The organism is Methylomonas rhizoryzae (genome assembly GCF_008632455.1).
Taxonomy (GTDB): Bacteria; Pseudomonadota; Gammaproteobacteria; order Methylococcales; family Methylomonadaceae; genus Methylomonas; species Methylomonas rhizoryzae.
This window is the reverse complement of sequence record NZ_CP043929.1, coordinates 1,892,213-1,909,864: the sequence shown is the minus strand read 5'-3', so window position 1 is coordinate 1,909,864 and position 17,652 is coordinate 1,892,213. Positions and strand designations below refer to the sequence as shown.

Here is a 17,652-nt window from a genome sequence, read left to right as displayed (position 1 = left end):
CTCAAACCGCGGGATTTCGCAACCCGGCATATTCGCTCAGCAGCGCCTGCAATTTGTCGGCTTGCTGGACGCGGGTATCCTGCATCCACTCGGCAACGTTCATCGCCCGGCATTTGCCGTCCCAGTCCGCAACCGCTTGGCTGTCGCCCAAGCCCAAGGCCGCTTCGTACAATGACGCCAACACCCAATATTTTTTATTGGCGTCTTCGGTGCAGTCCAGCAACTTGTCCGCATAGCGGATGACTTGCTTGCGGATGCGTTGCGCTAAGATAAAGTCGGCGACGGCTTCGTCCGCATTGCCGCTTTTCAACATTTGTACTGCACGCAGATTCAACAAAAACGCCAAATTGATGCCGTTGTAGTGATCTTGTTTCAGAAAAAATCCACGCTCGTAAGCCGATATGCTTTCCGCCAAGCATTCGGGGTGGCCGCACTCTTCCCACAAGCGCTTATGCACGGCGCCCCACAAGCCCAAGGTTTCCGGATTATTGGAGGAATCCGGCGACAACTCGCGCAAAATCTCCTGCGCGGCGTGCAACGCTTCCACCACGCTTGGCTGCTTGCTTTTATACGTCGCTAATGCGAGTTGCTGCAGCACGAAAGAATCGGCGGGCCGCACTTTTCTAACTTCTTCCCAAAAGAATTTGGCGGCAACAAAATCGCTCGCCGCCATCTTCTGCATGGCGGCGTCCAGCATGGCTTTTGCGCTGCCGGCCGCCGAGTCCCCGCCGCCGTCGGCAGCAGCCGCGGCCGGTGCGGCCGGCGTCACCACCGCAGTTGCTACCGGCGGCTGCAACTGCGGCAAATAGGTGTAAACCGGGCTGTCGGTCTGCGGCTTGCCCGCGATGGTTTGTATTGCCGCCTTCAGCTCGGCCATCATTTTTTGCGCTTCCCGAAACCCGATTTCCTCACCCAAATGCTTGTAGCGGCGGATCACGATATGCGACAAATCGAACGGGTTTTTAAAGCCTTCCTCGGCCAGCACGATGGTGGTGTAGGGCTTTAATGCGTAGCGTACGCCCAATTCGAAGGCGGCGTTGACGTTGTACGTAGACAAATCGGCGATCACCACGTCGGCGTTCAGCAGCCGTTCGTACATCGGCACGTCTATGGTACCGGCATGCACGATCTCGTCGGCGCGCACACATTGCAACCCGGCCGACTCCACCGCCATCTTGATGATTTCGTAAGACGCGTTCAAATCCAACACCCGGCCGTCGGTGTAATCGGTTTTCTTACCGAAACCCTGTACTACGAAACATTGTTTAGTCATTACACAAACCCCTTGAAATGCGCCGATTCCACGTGCAGCTTGGCATATTCGATGCCGACCCGGCGAATGTCGCCCATGTGCTCTATCGAATCCAAAGTTTGTACGTTTTCCGGCTTGACGTCGTTAAGACCCAGCGCGTCCAAACCGGCGCGGGACACCGAAGGATCGTAGCGCAAGTAGGTGAACAACTTGGGTCCGGTAAAATTGGCTTCGCCTGCCTTCACCACCATGTCGCCGATCTCCCGGTCTATAGCCGCGCCGTGCCGGCAGGCGCCGACGGTGCGGCACACCATGTCCCAGCCGGCCGAAGCCGCGTTCATCAAGGCGCCGGGCACGTTTTGGGCAAAATGGATGATGTTCAAATCGTCGACGCCGGTTTTCTTATCCAATACCTTGGCCGCACCGCCGGTACCAACCGAAACGATCAGCAGCTTGTCCTCGCCGGTGGCCCAATTGATCTTGTAAGGCGCGGCCGTCGCCATTTGGAAGGCCAAATAGGCCGGGTTGTTGTAGGTCGTCACCCCGCCGTCCACGAAAATAAAGTTGTATTCCTCCGGCGTACCTTCGGCGAAGGTGACCACTTCCGGCGGAAAATAGGTCGGCGCGGCGGTGCTGGCCCGCACCAGCTGCCACAAGGGCAAATCCAGATTGCAATCCTTGCGGCTGCGGTCGTTGTACTTGGCCAAGGGGTTGTTACACACCGGCCAGGGCGAATCGGTACTGTGGTTGCGCATGACCATCATCAGCAAGCTGCGCAATTTCTGGCTGCCTAGCGTGGCGTTGCTTTCCACCAGCTGATCGTCGAACGCTTTCTTCAGCAAGCGGGCCAAAGGCTCGTCGTTGTAGCTGAAACGCAGGCGCTTCAGTAGCGAGGTTTTGTCGAACATCTGCTTGCCGCTGTCCAGATAAAACTGGCGAATCTTGTCGGTGGACATGCCGCTGGCGATACAGGCGGCAATAATCGCCCCGGTACTGGTGCCGCAGACGAAATCGAAATAATCGGCCAACACGAAATCCGGACCTTTACCCTGGGCAACCCGCAGCTGATATTCCAACTTGGCCAGAATTTCCACGCTCATCAAACCCAGAATCCCGCCGCCGTCGCAGGCGAGTATTTTCTTAGGTCCTGGCGCTTGCATGCGTTCTAGGATGGATTGACTCATGGTTATTCCTCATTACGGTTTGAAAAAAAGGGTTTAACGATACCAATAGCGATCAATTGCACGACGACGCAAGCAAAGGCCATGGAGACCAACAGCCATTTGAGCGCCGCGCAAACCGTCGTCACATACACCGTGTTCAAATCCGCGCCGAAATCCAGCATGCGCAACATGCCGATATTTTCCACGGCATCTAAGGGCGCGCAGGCCAGCACGGTATAGGCCATGCCATTGCCGATTTTTCTTAGCCCCGGCGGGCCATTTGCTGCGAGCAACCAGCCGGCAATGGCCAGCAATAGCGGATAGGCCAGCAAGAAAGCGAAATCCAGCCAGATGCTAGTACGGGCGACGGCTTCCAACCCGGCCTTGCGCCAGCTCCCCATAATTCGTTCGGCGTTTTCTATGGAACCGGCCAGTTCGAACTGAAAGATCCCGACACCGGTGCCGCTACCTTTCAAAATCTCGCCCATGGGCGCCAGGACAATCATCAGCACGATATTGGCCGCCAGCAAAAAAGCTAACAACGACCAAAGCGCATTGTTGGGTATCCGCATGACAGCTGCGTTACAGATTTGCATTCGAATCGTCAACCCAAACTCGCCACATCCACCGCCTTGTCCGACAAGCGTTTGGTTTCCAGAAACCCGTCGCGGCGGGCGCGTACGCCGTGTTTGAATTTGTCGGCGATGCGTTCTACGGTTTCGTCGGCGATGGCTTCCAGGATGTCGAACTCCTGCATGCCGGCTCTGTGTACTTGCTGGTAGATTTTTTTCAAGCCGCCGTCGCCGAACTGGTTGGCCACGTCCAGCATAAAGGCGATGCCGCGTTCGGAACGGATGTCGGGCGCATAACCCTGAATACCCGCTAACGAACTTTTAAATACCTTGGTTGCGGTTTGCACCTGAGCTGTTTGGAATACAGGCTGCACGGTAGCTTTCTCGAATCGATCGGTCCAAGGGCGCGCGATTAAGTTGAATTTGTTGTTGGTGGTTTCACCGGTATTCGAGTTTACCCCGCCGCTGGGGCGGCTGACGTGAGCGATCAAGCCATCGGCTAAATTGGCATCGCCGTCCCCAAAGATGTCGATATACAACTCGCGGTCCGCCGCCGAAAACGCTTTCAGAATTTCCGGCAAGCGACCGGGCTTTTGCGCCCATTGAATGATGCCGTAAGACAGCCCGGCTTTGTCGGTATTGAGATTCAGAGCGCCGAATTTGCCCACCCCTTCCATTTGCGCGACGATGCCCAGCACTTTTTGCATGCCTTGATAAGCGATGCCCAACACCAAGCTCAAATACACCTGGGAGATGCAGGGCTTGACCGCCGGCACGCTCAGCAATTTTTCCAAGGTGGCAGCGTCGACGTCGCCGCCGGCCGGCAAGCCCTGCCGGCCTTGAAAATCTTGTACAGCGGCTAGGGTTTTACTGCCGAAATTGCCGTAGCTGCTGGCCAGGATGTTGGGCATGCCTTTGAAACCGTGGCCGGACAGCAAATCCTGTATCGCGCCGACGCCGTCGCCGACCGCTTCGCCTTTGCTTAATGCCGCGCTATTTTTGCCGCTACGCAGATCGTCGATGCGGGCGATGCCCGACAACAACGGACCACCGGCGGCAGCGGGTTTAGCATCGGCCAGCGCCGCCGGTTTAGCCGGTGCGGCTGGCGGAGCGAGCGGAGTTTCGGCTTTTACCGGTTGCGGCTGGTCGGTCAAACCGGCCCACAAATAAGCATCTTCGGCGGTTCGATACCACACCGGGTTGCCGCGCAAACGTTCGCCGCGCTCGGTAAAGCCGATCACTTCCAAATCGCTGCCGGCGGTCAAGGTACGCAAGACGCGAGCACGGGTGCTGGGCTGAGCGTCGCGCAGATTGGCATTTTTAATGATATGCACGAAGCGGGTGGCGAATTCGGCCGGCGCGGCAGCCGCTTGCGCGGCCAGCAGTTGCAGCAGTTTGTCGCGCTGAAAGCCGGCTCCCGTGCAGTTTTTGGAGGCGCGAATCTCCGAATGCAACACCACGTGCTCGGCGTCCATGGCGAGATGCCACTGCTCGGCAATTTCATTAAGCAATTGGGCAACGCTTGCATATTGGGCGTCGCTCCATCCCGCGCCGGCCGGCACCGCGGCTGCCACGCCTATGGTATGCAAATTGGGGTTGACCCCGCGCCGCACCCCGTTCCAGCTGGGGCTTACGATGACTCCGGCGTGAAAAGCCGTGTCGTGTTCGTCCACGTATTGATGCACGCTACCGTCGTCTGCGACTACATAGTGGCAGGATTCGCCGGCTTTGGGGTTGGCGAACAAACTGTCAGTATCCTGCAGGCTGGGATAGGCGTGAATCACCACGGCCGAGGGCGTCAGGCCGCCCCGGCCTTTACGAAAATTTTCCGGCGCGCAAGGCGTCCATTGTTTCAGCATGACTACCTCCTAGCCCATAATGCCGCGTTCGCCGCTCAATGCCGCGTCCGCGGGGTTGGCCGCTTTCGCCTTACCGCCGCCGGCCTGAGTTTGTGCGCTCTCGCGCACCAGGCGTTGCGCGTCGTCTTTACCGGCCAAAGTGCCGCGCAGTTTCAGCAGGTTTTTCAAGGCGCTGTACCAAAACGGCGCCCCTAAACTGACCAGTACGATGGACAGCAAAATGCCGAATAGGCTGACGTTTTCCCAGTTTTTGCACCATTTGACGTTGCCGCGCCCGACTACGTTGATCAGGCCGGCGTCTTGCAACATGCCGACTTGACTTTTTAAGGCTTGGACGTCCACGCCGCCCGCAGCGGCCGCGCCGGCTTCCGGCTGTTTGCCCTGCATTTCTTCTGCATTGAGTGCGATAGCCTGACCCACTAACTGCGCGCGCAACTGGTCGTCCATCGCCAGCCGATTGATCACGTCCAGCGTATCCAGCTGCGCCGCGCAGACCACCAGCACCGAACACAGCACGGTGATGACGCGGGTGCTGGCGGTAAAACGGTCGGCCACCCGGTCTATGGTTTGGTCGAACCAGCTGTTGACCTTGGCCAGCAACTGGCTGCCGGCTTCCTGCAGCATCGCCGCGCTATGCCGGGCGCCGGCGGCCATGTCCGGATTGGCTTTTTCCAATTGCAAAGCAAACTCGCGCACGTTATTCAAAGTGCCGGCCGGATCGTCGATGCCGTTTTTCTTGAGCACCTCGAACAGCGCCGTTTGCACCGCCGGGGTAAACACGTTGTCGTCCAGTCCGAAGTTTTGCCCCTGCGATAAATCCAGCAGCATCGCGGTAAATTCCTCTCTATGGATGGTATCGCCCAGCTTCACCCCCAACAGCGGTATGCTACGCAGGTGGCTGATCATCGGGTGGGTCAATACGGTAATGGCCACTTTGTCGGCGATGTCGCGCTGTAAAGCCGGATCGATTTGCTGCAGTAAATCGGCCAAACCGCGCGCCAGGTGTTTGCCGCGGGTATTGGCCAGATTGGTCACGAATTGGGTGAGGACCGTCACCACCATGCTGGCAATCAACATCACCACGCTGAGGCCCAATAACACGTCTATGGTTTTCAACATTAGATAAAACTCCTTCAAATGAGACTATCGACTCGGGAATACGAGTGAATCGAGGCTGGATCACACGCGTAACAACCGTTCCCAAAAGCTAAGCGCGCCGCTAACCTGCCCTGTCTTCCGCCGCCGGTTCTTGGCTAGTCGCGGCCGCTGCCGGCAAGCCTAACAAGCGCTGCAACCGGCCTCTTTGTAAAAACCAGCGGTCGAACAGCAACAGATGGATTTTAGCGACCACATACCCGGCCACGGCAATACCCAACTTAATCAGGAAACTTTCGGCTTCGGCTTTGGGATTGAGCCAACGCAATGCAGGCGCTACTATCGTCCCTAATAGGGATGCTATGCCGACGATGACTACGGTCGCGTTGATCGTCCAGCTGGTACCCCACAAAGCGATTAAGCCTTTGATCAAAAAATAAGCCGCCACCAGACCGAGCGCTAGTGCCGCGACTTTCAATTGCGGAATCAAATGCCAGGCTTTGAACGCCAGCTTGCCGGCCACGTCCAGTTGCTTGACCAGATCGTCGCGTTGCGCGGATGGTTGTTTTTTGTCTTGCCCTAACAGTTTTTCCAGTTTTAGAAATTCCCAGTTACCCCGCTCGGCTTCGATGTCGAATCCGCCCCAACGGCCAGCTTTGCCGTCTTTGCGGTGCTGAGCGTCCAAATCCCGCAGCTGCCTGTCGGTCATCAGATAACCGCTGGCCATCAGCGCATAGGCTTCCACTTCGGTGAAGGAATCCAGGTCGGTGCGAATCGCGGCGATTTTGCGCTGCAGGTCTTTGGCGATCCGATAATCGGTGAGGCCGCTATCGTCGCTGGGTGTTATGTCGTCCGGTAGCCAATCCAGCGGCTGCGGCACTAAACCTTTTTGGGTGTGCACGAAAAACAAGCCTTGCAGCGCTCCGCTGTCCAGCCGGCTTGCCATATCCTGGTATTCGGCTTCGCGTATCCGGTCTTGCAATACCGATACGGTACGGAGCAGCACGCCGGCCGGGTCGCCGGCCGGTTGATGCGAATCCGCCATCTGGCCGCTGGCGTCACTGCAGAAAATCAGGGTACAGCCCTCTTCCAGCAGACCCTGCACGCCTTGGTTATCGTGCACGCCGCCGTCGACCAATTTCACCGTGCGGTCCTGAAACAATCCGTCCAATACCAAGGGCTCGAACAAGCCGGGTACGCAAGACGAAGCCGCCGCCGCATAGCCTAGCCGGAAATGTTGCAAATCCTCGCTGGGGGCTTGGTGGTAATACAAGCGCCGATAGCGCTCGTTGCAATCGATGTCCAACGCGGTCGGCGGTTCGCCCATCCAGCTGGCGGTAAAAAACCAGCTATGCCCGGAGTTCAGCGAGGTGGTGTTCAACAGCAGCATCGGCACCTTGGCTCGCCGCCGCCAGTTGTGGAATTTCAACTTGAAATCGGCCGATTGAAATCTGCCGTGCTTGGGAGTGACCAATAGATCCGGCATCTGCCGCGGTGCGGCGTCCCTGCCGTCTTTTACTTTCGAATACAGATGCTTTTCGTACAACTCGCCCAACTTATGGCTGCGCGTATAGGTTTTCTTGAACAAGCGTTTCGATAGCCTCGAATTGCCGAGTACCAGTTGCCCGTTCACTTTCCAATCGCCCAAGGCCTGCATGCGGATATTGCTTTCCACCCCGCGCAGAAAATCCTGCTGCAATTTGGCGACCAAATCGATGTAATCCTGACGGCACAAAGTCTTGCTATCGTCTTCCAGCAAACGCTGTACTTCCAGATAGTACTGGGCGCCTAAAATGCTGCCGCCGGATACGCTGGACAACACTTCGACGCTACGCAAGGCGTCGACCTCGGCCAGACGGGCCAGCAAACCCAGGTGAAAAAACGAGGCGCGAAAGCCGCCTCCGGACAAAGCCAAACCGACCTTGCCGCGATGGCAGGCCAGGGCTTCGGCGGTGTCGGCACCGAGCAAATGACTGAGGGTTTGCCAGGCCTCGTGCCATTCTTCGGTCTTCTGTCCTTCCGCCGGACTGGGAATGCCTTTTTGACGGGCCAGTTGCACCCATTGCCGGAAGGTGGTTTGCAACATCCATTCGTCATGCTCGGCCTTGACCGCTTTGTCCAAACATGCTGCGGCTTGCGGGTATTCGCCCAAACCGAAATGTATTTCGCCCAAGGTCACCTGAAACCAGTAATCCTTTTTTAATTTCGCGTCGGCTTTTAACGCGGCGTCCAGGGTGACTTTAATTCTTTTGCGCAAATCGGCCGCTTCGCCGCGCAAACGCAGCGCGTCCGCCGATGGCAAGCCGCTACGGTTTTCCAAGGCTTGGGCGCGGGCGGCCAGAACGTCCAGTAAGTAACAGGCATTAGCGCCGCCGTAACAGCCGTCCGCCGTCAGATTGCGCTCGTAAGCGGCCCGGTAAAACGCCAAACTTTCGAACACATGCTCCAATTGACCTTTGCATTCCCATAAACGCTTATATACAGCTCCGCCCAGAGACAGCGTTTCCGGATCGGCGGTGTTAGCATCGCGTAGTTTGGCTTTTTCCAGGTAGTTTAAAGCAGTCTGCAAGCGGGTTTCGGTGTGCAATTCTTCGTCTTTATAAGTACACAAAGCCAGTTGTTGGATAACCCAGGTTTCGCTTGCCAGCTCCTTGGGAACTTGTTCCAGTGCCCGTCTGGCGTCGCCGAAGCGGAACTGGGCCTTTAACGCCTTGATCTGTTGCTTTAACGCCGTCAGCGCGCTGTTTTCTTGATTGTCGTCAGCCATAGACTGGGTCCTCCTACGCTATTGTTATTGTGGGGTGGTGGAAAACGCGTCCGGTGCGAACCAGATTTCGAATTGTCCCGGCGGGATTACCGTGGAGTTTTCGAATCCGGAAATGTATTTGGTGGAGACGTTGGCAACCCGCTGTTGCAGCAACAATTTGGCCAAGACGTCAGCGGCAGTGGCGTCATTGCTGCGAAAGTAACGGACTTCGGTAGTGGACGGGCCTTTGGAAAGCAACTGGATCATAGGTACTCGGTAATCTTGCTGCTTAAACCAGGCGCGTAAACGGTTGGCGTCGGGTTTTTGCTTAGGGCTGCGGATTTGTATGTAGATGAGTTGCTTGGCGACGGGCTTAGTCGATTTCGGGGCGGTGGTGGTTGCCGAACCGTCGTCCGCCGGCGCCTGCTCCGACGGACTAGGATTGTCGGCAGGCTCCTCTCCCGTGTCGGAGTCCGCATGCCGGCTTTTACTTTCGTAGTAAAGCGTGGCGTATTGATCCGCTTGTTCTTGATCCTGCAGCATATTCCAGTAACCCAAGCCAATCACCAAAACCAACAGACAAACCGCGCCTGCCAGCACGCGCCGCACCGCCCATTCCGCCTGCCGTTTGTCCCGCACCCGCCGCACCACCGACACCAAGCGGTCGTGGATCAGTTCCACCCGCGGCGTACCCATTTGCTGTTCTACCCGCAGCAAGCGGTGTTTGTCGGTCAGCTCGCTCAACTGTTTTCGGGTAATCAGGTTTTCGTCCAAGGCCAGTTGCACGGGGTAACTGCTACGGTATTGATTGCCCTGAATCAATTTGTGCTCGATGAACTCGGCGGCTTGTCCCATGCCGGATAAGGCGTTGCGGTAATAGTCTTCCAATATGGTCTGCCCTACCCGGCTCAATAACTCTTTATCTATCCATTCGGCCTTGGCGGCCTGCCGTTTCAAGTTCAACTGATAGCAGCACAAACTCAGCAGCACCGGCTCTATCGTTATTTCGCCGCCGGATTGCCGGGCATCCAGGTTGCCGACGAAGTCCACGATACCTTCCGCCGCACCGTCCGCCAGTATGTCCGCCCCGGAACGAATCAAGGCTTCGATCGCGCAAGCGCGCGACATCGGCAACAATTGACACCAGTTTTTCAGCAAGGAGGGAACGTCTTGCTCCCAGTTTTTCAAGGCCGGCAGAAAGTCTTCGCGAAACGACAACAACACCCGGTAGCGTTGCGAGCGGGTATCCAATTGTTCGGTCAAGGCTTTATCGACCTGCCCGGAAGCTAAATGGGCGGGCAGCTTGTTTTCGATCAAATCCGCCAAGCCCTGGCATAGCACGCGCGGCGCCGGCAGCTGCGGATGGACGCCGGCGAAGACTTCTTCGAATTGGTCAAATACCAGTACCGGCGTCAACAAATGATTGTCGGGGCTCCAGATCTCCATGTCGCGCCGGTGCAGATAAGTCCACAAGTCGTCCTGGTAAGCGAACGGCAAGTAGTCGACCCCGGCATCGCTCAAGGCTTGCCGCAACCAATAACCGACTTGCTCGCTAAACGGCACCTGCCCGCCGCTGGCCACATCCAGCCGGATGTACACCGGCAGAAAATGCGCTTGCCGCAAAACCGGAAACAAACCCGCTTGCAATAGCGAACTTTTGCCCAGGCCGGATTTGCCGTACAGCACCGTCAACGGCGACAGCTTGATCAAGCGCAGCAATTCCTCGACTTCGGCCTCGCGGCCGTAGAAATAATCGTGCGAGCTTTCGTCGTAAGTCGCCAAACCCGGCCACGGGTTTTGCGGCGTCAGATGCAAGCCGGTGGCGGCGGTTAAATCGTCTGTCGATTCGGACACGGCGTTCATACTTGCTCCCGGCGGCGCAATTCGCGGATCAGGTTTTTCAGATGATCCCGGGTGCGCTCGTTGGCCACTCCGCCCGGCGCGTGGCCGAAATCGATGCGCGAACGCCACTCGTCCGGCACCCGGCTATAAGCCTGCGGCCGGTAATCCTCGTCCAGAATGATGGGTAAAATGAATTCGCGGCCGCGTATCGCTTTGCTGCGGTCTATCGCTGCGTCCCATTCCCGGTAGAAAAACTTTTCGTCGAAGCGGTCCGCCGCAGCGGAAATCAGCGGCAGGAAATAGCGGCAACTTTTGATGCCGTCGAAAATCAGCTTTTGAAAATCGCCGCCGGGCTCTATGGCCTCGCGGTCGAACCAGATTTCCCGGGCGGTCAGACCTTGCTCCTGCAGGATTTGGAACAATTTTTCCGCGGCCGGCAAATCGGTGGCACGCGAGTAACTGATGAAAAACGCTACCGAGGCCGGATCGCCGCCCTGGTTCTGCTCTTGACCGGCTGCCGCTTCGGCGGCCGGGGTATGTTTGGCTTGCCAGCGCCGGTACAGTTCGTCCACAAACGCGGCCGGCGGCAACTGATTGATCAGTTTGGTCTCCCGGCTGAATTCTTGTAAAAACGTGTTGAATTCGCTTTGACTGACCGCATCGTTGACCAGCCAGGCGCTGGTGCGTTTTTCCGACAAGCGGTTTTGATTGGTCAAGCGCAACAAAAACCGGCTCAGCCAATCCGGAAACTGGCTGCCCAAAAACAGCAGGCTGCGCTGTTGCAGCTCGCCTAAAAACCGCGCCGGCACGTTGGCGCCGCGCGCCAGCAGGTTGTGCGAATATTCCAGGGTGTCTTCGTCATGAATGGCGTAGACCTGGGCCGCTTGCGCCTTGCCGAACAAGTACAGCACATTCGCTTCGCCCGGCCGTTTCAGCCAATCGGCGGGCAAATCGCCGGCTTCGCTGGTCGGCAAATACGGCGAATGCACGATTTCGTTGACCGCCACCCGTTTGCGCAAGGCCTGCGCCAACAAGGTATCCGCTGTCAAACTGACTAACAGTTTAAAAGAGCTGATCGCCGCCAATTGCTGTAGCGCGGTCGGCAACTGAAAATCCGGGCCGGCGCATTCCGCTTCCAACGCATCGGCGATGTCGGCATACAGGTTATCGACGTTGATGTCGGCGTCGGCTTTCAACAAACTGACCGCATGATGCAATTCCTGCATCGGTGCCAGCACCCGGCCGTTCAGGTCGAAATCGTTGTTTGCCAGCAGTTTGGCGGCAATCCGCTGCTGTAAGGTCTGCGTAGAACCGCCTATTTGCCAGCTCAGTAATTGGCCGCCAACTACCGGCACCACCCGGCCGTCGTCTATGGCTTTGATCAAGCGGTTCCAGAAACGGTCGTCCAGTTCGTTGATTGCTTGGGCCATAGCGCCTCCTGAAAGATCGTGCTTAGGGTTGAGAGAATGTTGCCGTCGCCCCGTTCTCGAACGGGTCCGGGGGTATCGGCAAACCGGGGCATTGTTCGATGTAGTCGATGTCCGCCGACACCCAGTCCCGCCATTCTTTACGGCTGAGGTTGCGCGGCAGTTTTTTGCAGAGTTGGTCGGCCCAGCCGTCGAATACCGGCCAGGTTCTAAGAGTTTTATCGTAATTGCTGGCAGAAATTATCTGGCTACCATCACTGCTGAATGCAACGCTGGTAACCGCACCGTCGTGCCCCATTAACGGAGTGCCTATTAAGGCTCCAGTTTCGACATCCCAAATACGTATTGACTTATCCCAACTACCGGAAACGATGCGTTTACCATCAGGACTAAAGGCTATCGCTTCTACAGATTCGGTGTGACCGCGCATCGGCGTTCCGACTTCATCTCCGGTATCGACGTCCCAAACACGCAAGCTTCGATCCCCGCTAGCCGAGACTAGCTGCTTTCCGCTTGGGCTAATAGCTAACATTGAAATCCAGTTGGTATGCGCGTTTAGAGGCTTTCCTATTGCCATGCCTGTATCGGAATTCCAAAGCCTAATCGTATTGTCCAGGCTTCCGGAAACGATCGTTTGGCCGTCCGTACTACAAAGGACGTTAGATACGGAATCGAGGTGCCCCTCAAAAGGCCGCCTAATCGGTTTGCCCGCCCTAACATCCCACAAGCGTACCGTTTTATCTTTGCTACCGGACACAATGCGCTTTCCGTCGCTACAAAATGCCACCGCAGTCACTACCTCACTATGCCCTTGCAAGGGATCGCCTATACTCCGGCGGGACCCAACGTCCCACAAACGCAAGGAATGGTCGGCACTGGCGGTTACCAGCATTTTACCGTCTGGGCTGAATGCCGCCGCTGCAATATAGTCGTTATGCCCGGCCATCGGATCGCCGATCGGTTGCCCCGTTTCCAAATTGTATAGTTGCAATTCGCCGGATTTGCTCGTGACGAGAATTTTATTATCCGGACTGATTACCTTGATCGATGCTGCATCGTTCACGGTAAAAACAGGCGGATCGAGAGCCTTTCCGAAATCAGCTTTCCAAATTCGCAGTGTCCCGTCCCAACCGCCGGATGCTAAATAGCTGCCGTCTTTAGTGAACGCAATACTCCGTACCGGTCCGATATGTCCGCTCAACACCGAACCCAACGCCTCGCCGGTTTTCGCATCCCAAACTCGAAACTTTTCATCCGTACTTGCCGATATTATGCGGGTGTCATCCGGGCTAAACGCTAGGCTCCAAACGGCGTCGTCATGGCCTAACGAACCAATCAATTTGCCGTCCTTGCTGCTCCATAAACGCAAGCTTTTATCCCAACTCGCCGAAGCGATACGATTACCGTCCAGACTAAAGGCGACCCCCCAAACCACTTCACTATGCCCTAGCAAAGACATTTTTTCTGTCAACGCCTTGCTGTCCCGTAGCCGAACGATGCCGTTTTCGCTAGCCGATACGATAGATTTCCCATCCGGGCTATAAGTTACGCTGGATACGAACCCTCCCTCTCGATTCCTAGCTGCAATGCTGTTAGATTCCAAATCCCATAACAACAGCGTATTATCCCCACCACCGGAAACTAGCGACCTCCCATCCGGACTAAACCCCAGGCTCAGTACCGCATTATCGTGGCCATTCAGTGTAACTGGGGCAGCTGTTAAGCTAGCGAGCGCCCAAATTCTTATCGAGTTATCCCCGCTGCCCGATGCAAATCGCTTTCCATCAGAACTAAACGCTACACTCAGTACAGCCTTGTCATGAGCCTCCAACGGCACCCCAATCTGATGGCCTGTAACCACGTCCCATAATCTGAGCGATTTATCCCAACTACCGGTGACTAACGTCTTGCCGTCGGGGCTAAAGCCGACGCTGGTAAGCTTATCGGGCATCTCTCGTAAAAATAACAAACCGGGAAATTTCAGATACTCGGTTTGTAGCGATTCATCAACTAAACCGACTGGATGCCCAACTAGCGTCTGCACAATTCGGTGGCTCGACAGCACCTTAAGCAGACCAACTAATGTTCCGCCCGGGCGTACGCCCGAGGTTATCGCGTTTCCTTCCACACCGATCCGAATCGCCGTTGCCGAAATCTCAGCTCGCCGCGCTTGCTGTTCCGCCTCCACTGCCTGCTGCTTTGCCCGCCACATGTACAAAGCAACCCCGGCAAACAACAACAACGCGGATATCGTTCCAAACAACCACTGCCGGCGGCGTCGTTGTTCCCGTTCCTGTTCCCTGCGCCGCTCGCTGTCCTGCCTGCGCCGCAACGCCACTTGCGCCAGCCTATCGTGCACCAGTTCGATACGATCGCCGCTTTCCAGGCTTTCCCGCCGCAGCAAGCGCCGGTCGATCACGGTTTGCAACTGCTCTTGACTGACCCGTTTTTCGGCGACTATCGAGTCGGCCGGATAAGCCAGCCGCACGCCGTCCGCGGTAATCAAAAATTGCTCGACGAATTCTCCGACCGCGGCCGGCAAGCCTTGCAAGGCTTGATCGTAAAAACGTTCGACGATTTGCCCGCCGGCCTGCGCCAGGTTATCGGTATTGAGTTTGGCCTGACCGGCGCGCAGCCGCTCCTCGTTCAAGCCGGCGCACAGCAGGCCCAGCAGGGCCGGCTCGATTTGCCCCGGCCCGCGCGTTTTCAGGCTGCAACTCAAGGTCTGGTTTTTGGTTTGGGATAAATATTGGACGATGTTCTTAGCGTCCGCATGATTGACCAAGCTGCCGCCGGTACGCTCTACGGCCTGTGTGGCTTGGTCGCGCGACATCGGCGCCAGGCGGAAACGGTTTTGCGCGAGTCTGGGGATCAACTCGCTCCATTCCTCCAACTCGGCCAGATAGTCTTCTCGCAACGAAAGCAAAAACCGGTAGGGCTGGATGTCGAAATTCAATTGATCGCACCAACCTTCGTCGTCGTTCAGTTTCTCCGCCAGTTCGCTAGGAATGCGGTTTTCCAGCAGATCGCCCAGTTGAAACAGCCACTGCTGCATCCGCTCCGGTTGCTGCGCGCCGCGGGTGAACATCTCTTCAAACTGATCCAGCACGAACACCGGCTGCCAAACCCGCCCGCCGCCGTCGACCAATTCGATGTCGTCGCGGTGTAAGTCGCTCCATAAATCGTCGCTCAGCAAAATCGCTTCGTCGTCGCCGTCCGCCGGCTGTTTGTAGCGAAAACTCAAGGGCTGTTTGTCGTCCGTTTGGGTCAGATGAATTTCTTCGGCCCAGCGTTTGGCCAGCTGAACGGACAAATCAACGGCATTAGCGTCGTGGTCGATGCGCCGATAAACCGGCAGCAAGCGCTGCTCCCGCAATTTGGGAAACAAGCCGGCTTGCAATAACGAGGATTTGCCCAACCCGGATTTACCGAACAATACCGTCACCGGCGCGGACAATACGCAGCGCAGCAGCGCGGCTTTTTCCTCGTCGCGGCCGTTGAAGAACGCTTGCGCGCTTTCCGGAAAGGCTTCCAGCCAGGGCCAGGGATGTTCGGCGTCCAGGCCGGTTGCGTCAGCCACGCTCGTCATCCGGAAACCGCCGGCAGCGTTCGCGCAGCGCGGCTTGTGCCTCGGCGTCGAACACGCCTTGCGGCGCGTGCAGCAAATGCCGGTCGAAAAACGCCCGGGTCTCGCCGGCGGCGATACGCGGATAACGGCTTTTGCCGGCCGGCTCCGCGTCTATGCCGACCGGCAGCAGAAAGGCGTCTTGAATGCGCCGCGAACGGGCCACCGCCAGATTCCATTCCTGCCAAAACACCCCTTCGCGGCGGGCGTTGGCCTGCGCCGACAACAGCGGCATGAAAAAATCGCAGTTTTCGATGGCGTCTTCGATCCGGTCCGACCAATCGTCGCCGCCTATCAACTTTTTTTGGTCCAGCCAAACCTCGGCAAAACCCAGTCCGAATAAACTGTCGGCCAGCAAACGGGCCGAAACCGCGTCCTGACTGGCGTAACTGACGAACACACTGGGGCCGCCGCTAGTCATTATCGGCCGGGTTGAGGCGGCTGTCGGCGCGGCGCGGCGCGGAAAACGCCGCCACAATAAGTCGATGAACCCTTCCGTCGGGCCGTCGAAGCTAAGCGTGTTGGGGCTGTACTGGGTTAAAAAGCTTTTCAGGCCCAAGTCGCTGATGCTGGGCGATAAATATTCGAAGGTAGCTTTGCTGTACAAGCGCTCGTCGTTCAGCAAACGAATCAAGGCCCGGCCGAACCAATCCGGCAAGTTGCAACCGATCAGCAGTTTGTCGCGGCGTTGCATCTCCGCCAACAGGGTTTTGAACGGCCCGGCCGGGTTGGATTGCAGCCGGTACAGATATTCCAGCGTATCCTCTTCGTGTATGGCAAAACCGCCGATAAAATTGGCGCTGTTACCCAGCATTTGAAACACCCCCAAACGGCCGGGCTGCAGCGCATGCATGCCGGCCAAAGCCGCCGAGGAATCGCGTAGCGAAAAACTGTTGCCGGGCACGCTCGGCCCGCTCTCGCCGGATTGCAAGGCGCGCTCCAACAAATTGTCCGGCGTCAGGCTGACATACAAGGAGAAGGCCCCCACCTCGGCCAAGCGTTGCAAGCTATCCGCCAGCCGCACTTGGCCGGCGTACTGTCCGATCAAGCGGGAAATCTCCCGGCGGATGCGGTCTTCCACCCGACGGCCTTGCTGGCTCGCCAAAATCCAATCGACCGCTTTATGCAAGGCCCAAGTTTGTTGTAAACCCGCCGCTTCGGCGTCCATCCCGAAAGTTTGCAGCAAGTCGCACGCGATCAAGCGATAGAAGGGTGCGGTTTGGACAATGCCGGCGGCATCGGCGTACTCCACCAACAACGCATCCGGGCCTATCACCGGAATCACGTTGCCTTCGCTTAAAGATTGCTCCAATGCCAGCCAATCGGCATCGGCGAATGCCGGCACGCCGCTTTGCGAAGTCGAAAAACCGGCTGCAGCGCTGGCGTTCATAAGGTGCGGGTATCCAGCCAAACCACCCTGCCGCCCGCCTGTTCCACCTCGGCGACCATATGCGCGGTGCCGCCCGGCCCGTCGCCGCCGCCGCCGTCCCACAAACACATGAACACCGGCGCTGCCAGGCCGGCCGCCAGCGCGGTGTGCAGCAACCAAAGATTACAGCGTTCGTAAGGATTTTCGCTCTCGGCGAGCGGGCCTAGCGCGTGCGGCGCCGCCAAAGGCGGATTGGGCAATTGTGCGACGATGGCTTGATAGCGCGGCAACCAATCGGCTTGGCCGGGGAGCACCGAATGCGCGATGAATTCCGCTTCGGTAAACGGCTGCAACAACTGCAGTTTCACCCCGCGCGCCAAGCAGGCTTCGGCAAACAGGATGTCGCCGCCGCACGCACCCTGAGTCAAGCCCAAATCGTCCGGGCCCGCTTGCAGACTATCTAACGCGCCGGCAACGGCGATAGCGGCGGCAGCCTGCTTGCTTGCGGGAAAGCGCGGGCGGGCTCTGTCCGGCGCGTCGACCATGTGGCCGCTGAACAGCAACACCCGGCGGGCTTGCCAGCGTCCGCCGTCAGCGGCGGCCAGCGCGATATTAGCGGGCGGCGGATACATCGCTCGCCTTACGGTTAGCACATAAACAACGGATCGGCATTTAAACTCACTCCTGTGTCGTTATAGTCGT

Annotated in this window: 11 protein-coding genes; all 11 read right to left on the bottom strand. The window is 57.4% G+C overall.

All coding sequences use genetic code 11. The features are described 5' to 3' along the window. Window position 1 precedes the first annotated feature (1 nt). The 11 genes from F1E05_RS08745 to F1E05_RS08695 all read right to left on the bottom strand — a co-directional run bounded on the left by F1E05_RS08745 (window position 2) and on the right by F1E05_RS08695 (window position 17,582). The gene (locus F1E05_RS08745; RefSeq protein WP_150047931.1) at window positions 2-1,273 is read right to left on the bottom strand and encodes a TRAFs-binding domain-containing protein; all 1,272 of its coding nucleotides are present in this window, start codon (window positions 1,271-1,273) and stop codon (window positions 2-4) included. Next, a complete protein-coding gene (locus tag F1E05_RS08740) occupies window positions 1,273-2,436 on the bottom strand; it encodes a patatin-like phospholipase family protein (protein ID WP_150047930.1) in 1,164 nt (387 codons plus the stop codon). Before F1E05_RS08740 ends, F1E05_RS08745 begins: the two co-directional genes overlap by 1 nt. A 2-nt stretch (window positions 2,437-2,438) precedes the next feature. Then, window positions 2,439-2,987 carry a hypothetical protein gene (locus F1E05_RS08735; RefSeq protein WP_150047929.1) on the bottom strand — a complete coding sequence of 183 codons (549 nt, stop codon included), beginning with the start codon at window positions 2,985-2,987 and terminating at the stop codon, window positions 2,439-2,441. A 32-nt stretch (window positions 2,988-3,019) separates the two neighbouring features. Continuing rightward, window positions 3,020-4,846, bottom strand: a complete 1,827-nt coding sequence (locus F1E05_RS08730) for an N-acetylmuramoyl-L-alanine amidase (RefSeq protein WP_150047928.1) — start codon at window positions 4,844-4,846, stop codon at window positions 3,020-3,022. A 9-nt stretch (window positions 4,847-4,855) separates the two neighbouring features. Beyond that, window positions 4,856-5,965, bottom strand: coding sequence for a hypothetical protein (locus tag F1E05_RS08725; RefSeq protein WP_150047927.1), 1,110 nt, complete (start codon window positions 5,963-5,965; stop codon window positions 4,856-4,858). 100 nt (window positions 5,966-6,065) lie between these two features. Then, complete coding sequence (locus F1E05_RS08720; protein WP_150047926.1) at window positions 6,066-8,708, bottom strand: patatin-like phospholipase family protein; 2,643 nt, start codon at window positions 8,706-8,708, stop codon at window positions 6,066-6,068. A gap of 24 nt (window positions 8,709-8,732) precedes the next feature. After that, the gene (locus F1E05_RS08715; RefSeq protein WP_150047925.1) at window positions 8,733-10,550 is read right to left on the bottom strand and encodes an nSTAND1 domain-containing NTPase; all 1,818 of its coding nucleotides are present in this window, start codon (window positions 10,548-10,550) and stop codon (window positions 8,733-8,735) included. After that, entirely contained in the window at window positions 10,547-11,959 is a 1,413-nt protein-coding gene (locus F1E05_RS08710) for a toll/interleukin-1 receptor domain-containing protein (protein WP_232056827.1), read from the bottom strand. The genes F1E05_RS08715 and F1E05_RS08710 overlap by 4 nt, the downstream gene beginning before the upstream one ends. Window positions 11,960-11,981: 22 nt before the next feature. Next, window positions 11,982-15,536 (bottom strand): WD40 repeat domain-containing protein, encoded by a 3,555-nt coding sequence (locus tag F1E05_RS08705; protein ID WP_190303289.1) that lies wholly within the window; start codon window positions 15,534-15,536, stop codon window positions 11,982-11,984. Continuing rightward, the gene (locus F1E05_RS08700; RefSeq protein ID WP_150047923.1) at window positions 15,529-16,971 is read right to left on the bottom strand and encodes a toll/interleukin-1 receptor domain-containing protein; all 1,443 of its coding nucleotides are present in this window, start codon (window positions 16,969-16,971) and stop codon (window positions 15,529-15,531) included. The genes F1E05_RS08705 and F1E05_RS08700 overlap by 8 nt, the downstream gene beginning before the upstream one ends. Continuing rightward, window positions 16,968-17,582 (bottom strand): hypothetical protein, encoded by a 615-nt coding sequence (locus tag F1E05_RS08695; RefSeq protein ID WP_150047922.1) that lies wholly within the window; start codon window positions 17,580-17,582, stop codon window positions 16,968-16,970. Before F1E05_RS08695 ends, F1E05_RS08700 begins: the two co-directional genes overlap by 4 nt. Window positions 17,583-17,652: the final 70 nt, after the last annotated feature.

Coding starts and splice junctions, on each gene's coding strand:
- F1E05_RS08745 (WP_150047931.1), bottom strand. CDS start 1,273: ATGACTAAACAATGTTTCGTAGTACAGGGTTTCGGTAAGAAAACCGAT.
- F1E05_RS08740 (WP_150047930.1), bottom strand. CDS start 2,436: ATGAGTCAATCCATCCTAGAACGCATGCAAGCGCCAGGACCTAAGAAA.
- F1E05_RS08735 (WP_150047929.1), bottom strand. CDS start 2,987: ATGCGGATACCCAACAATGCGCTTTGGTCGTTGTTAGCTTTTTTGCTG.
- F1E05_RS08730 (WP_150047928.1), bottom strand. CDS start 4,846: ATGCTGAAACAATGGACGCCTTGCGCGCCGGAAAATTTTCGTAAAGGC.
- F1E05_RS08725 (WP_150047927.1), bottom strand. CDS start 5,965: ATGTTGAAAACCATAGACGTGTTATTGGGCCTCAGCGTGGTGATGTTG.
- F1E05_RS08720 (WP_150047926.1), bottom strand. CDS start 8,708: ATGGCTGACGACAATCAAGAAAACAGCGCGCTGACGGCGTTAAAGCAA.
- F1E05_RS08715 (WP_150047925.1), bottom strand. CDS start 10,550: ATGAACGCCGTGTCCGAATCGACAGACGATTTAACCGCCGCCACCGGC.
- F1E05_RS08710 (WP_232056827.1), bottom strand. CDS start 11,959: ATGGCCCAAGCAATCAACGAACTGGACGACCGTTTCTGGAACCGCTTG.
- F1E05_RS08700 (WP_150047923.1), bottom strand. CDS start 16,971: ATGAACGCCAGCGCTGCAGCCGGTTTTTCGACTTCGCAAAGCGGCGTG.
- F1E05_RS08695 (WP_150047922.1), bottom strand. CDS start 17,582: ATGTATCCGCCGCCCGCTAATATCGCGCTGGCCGCCGCTGACGGCGGA.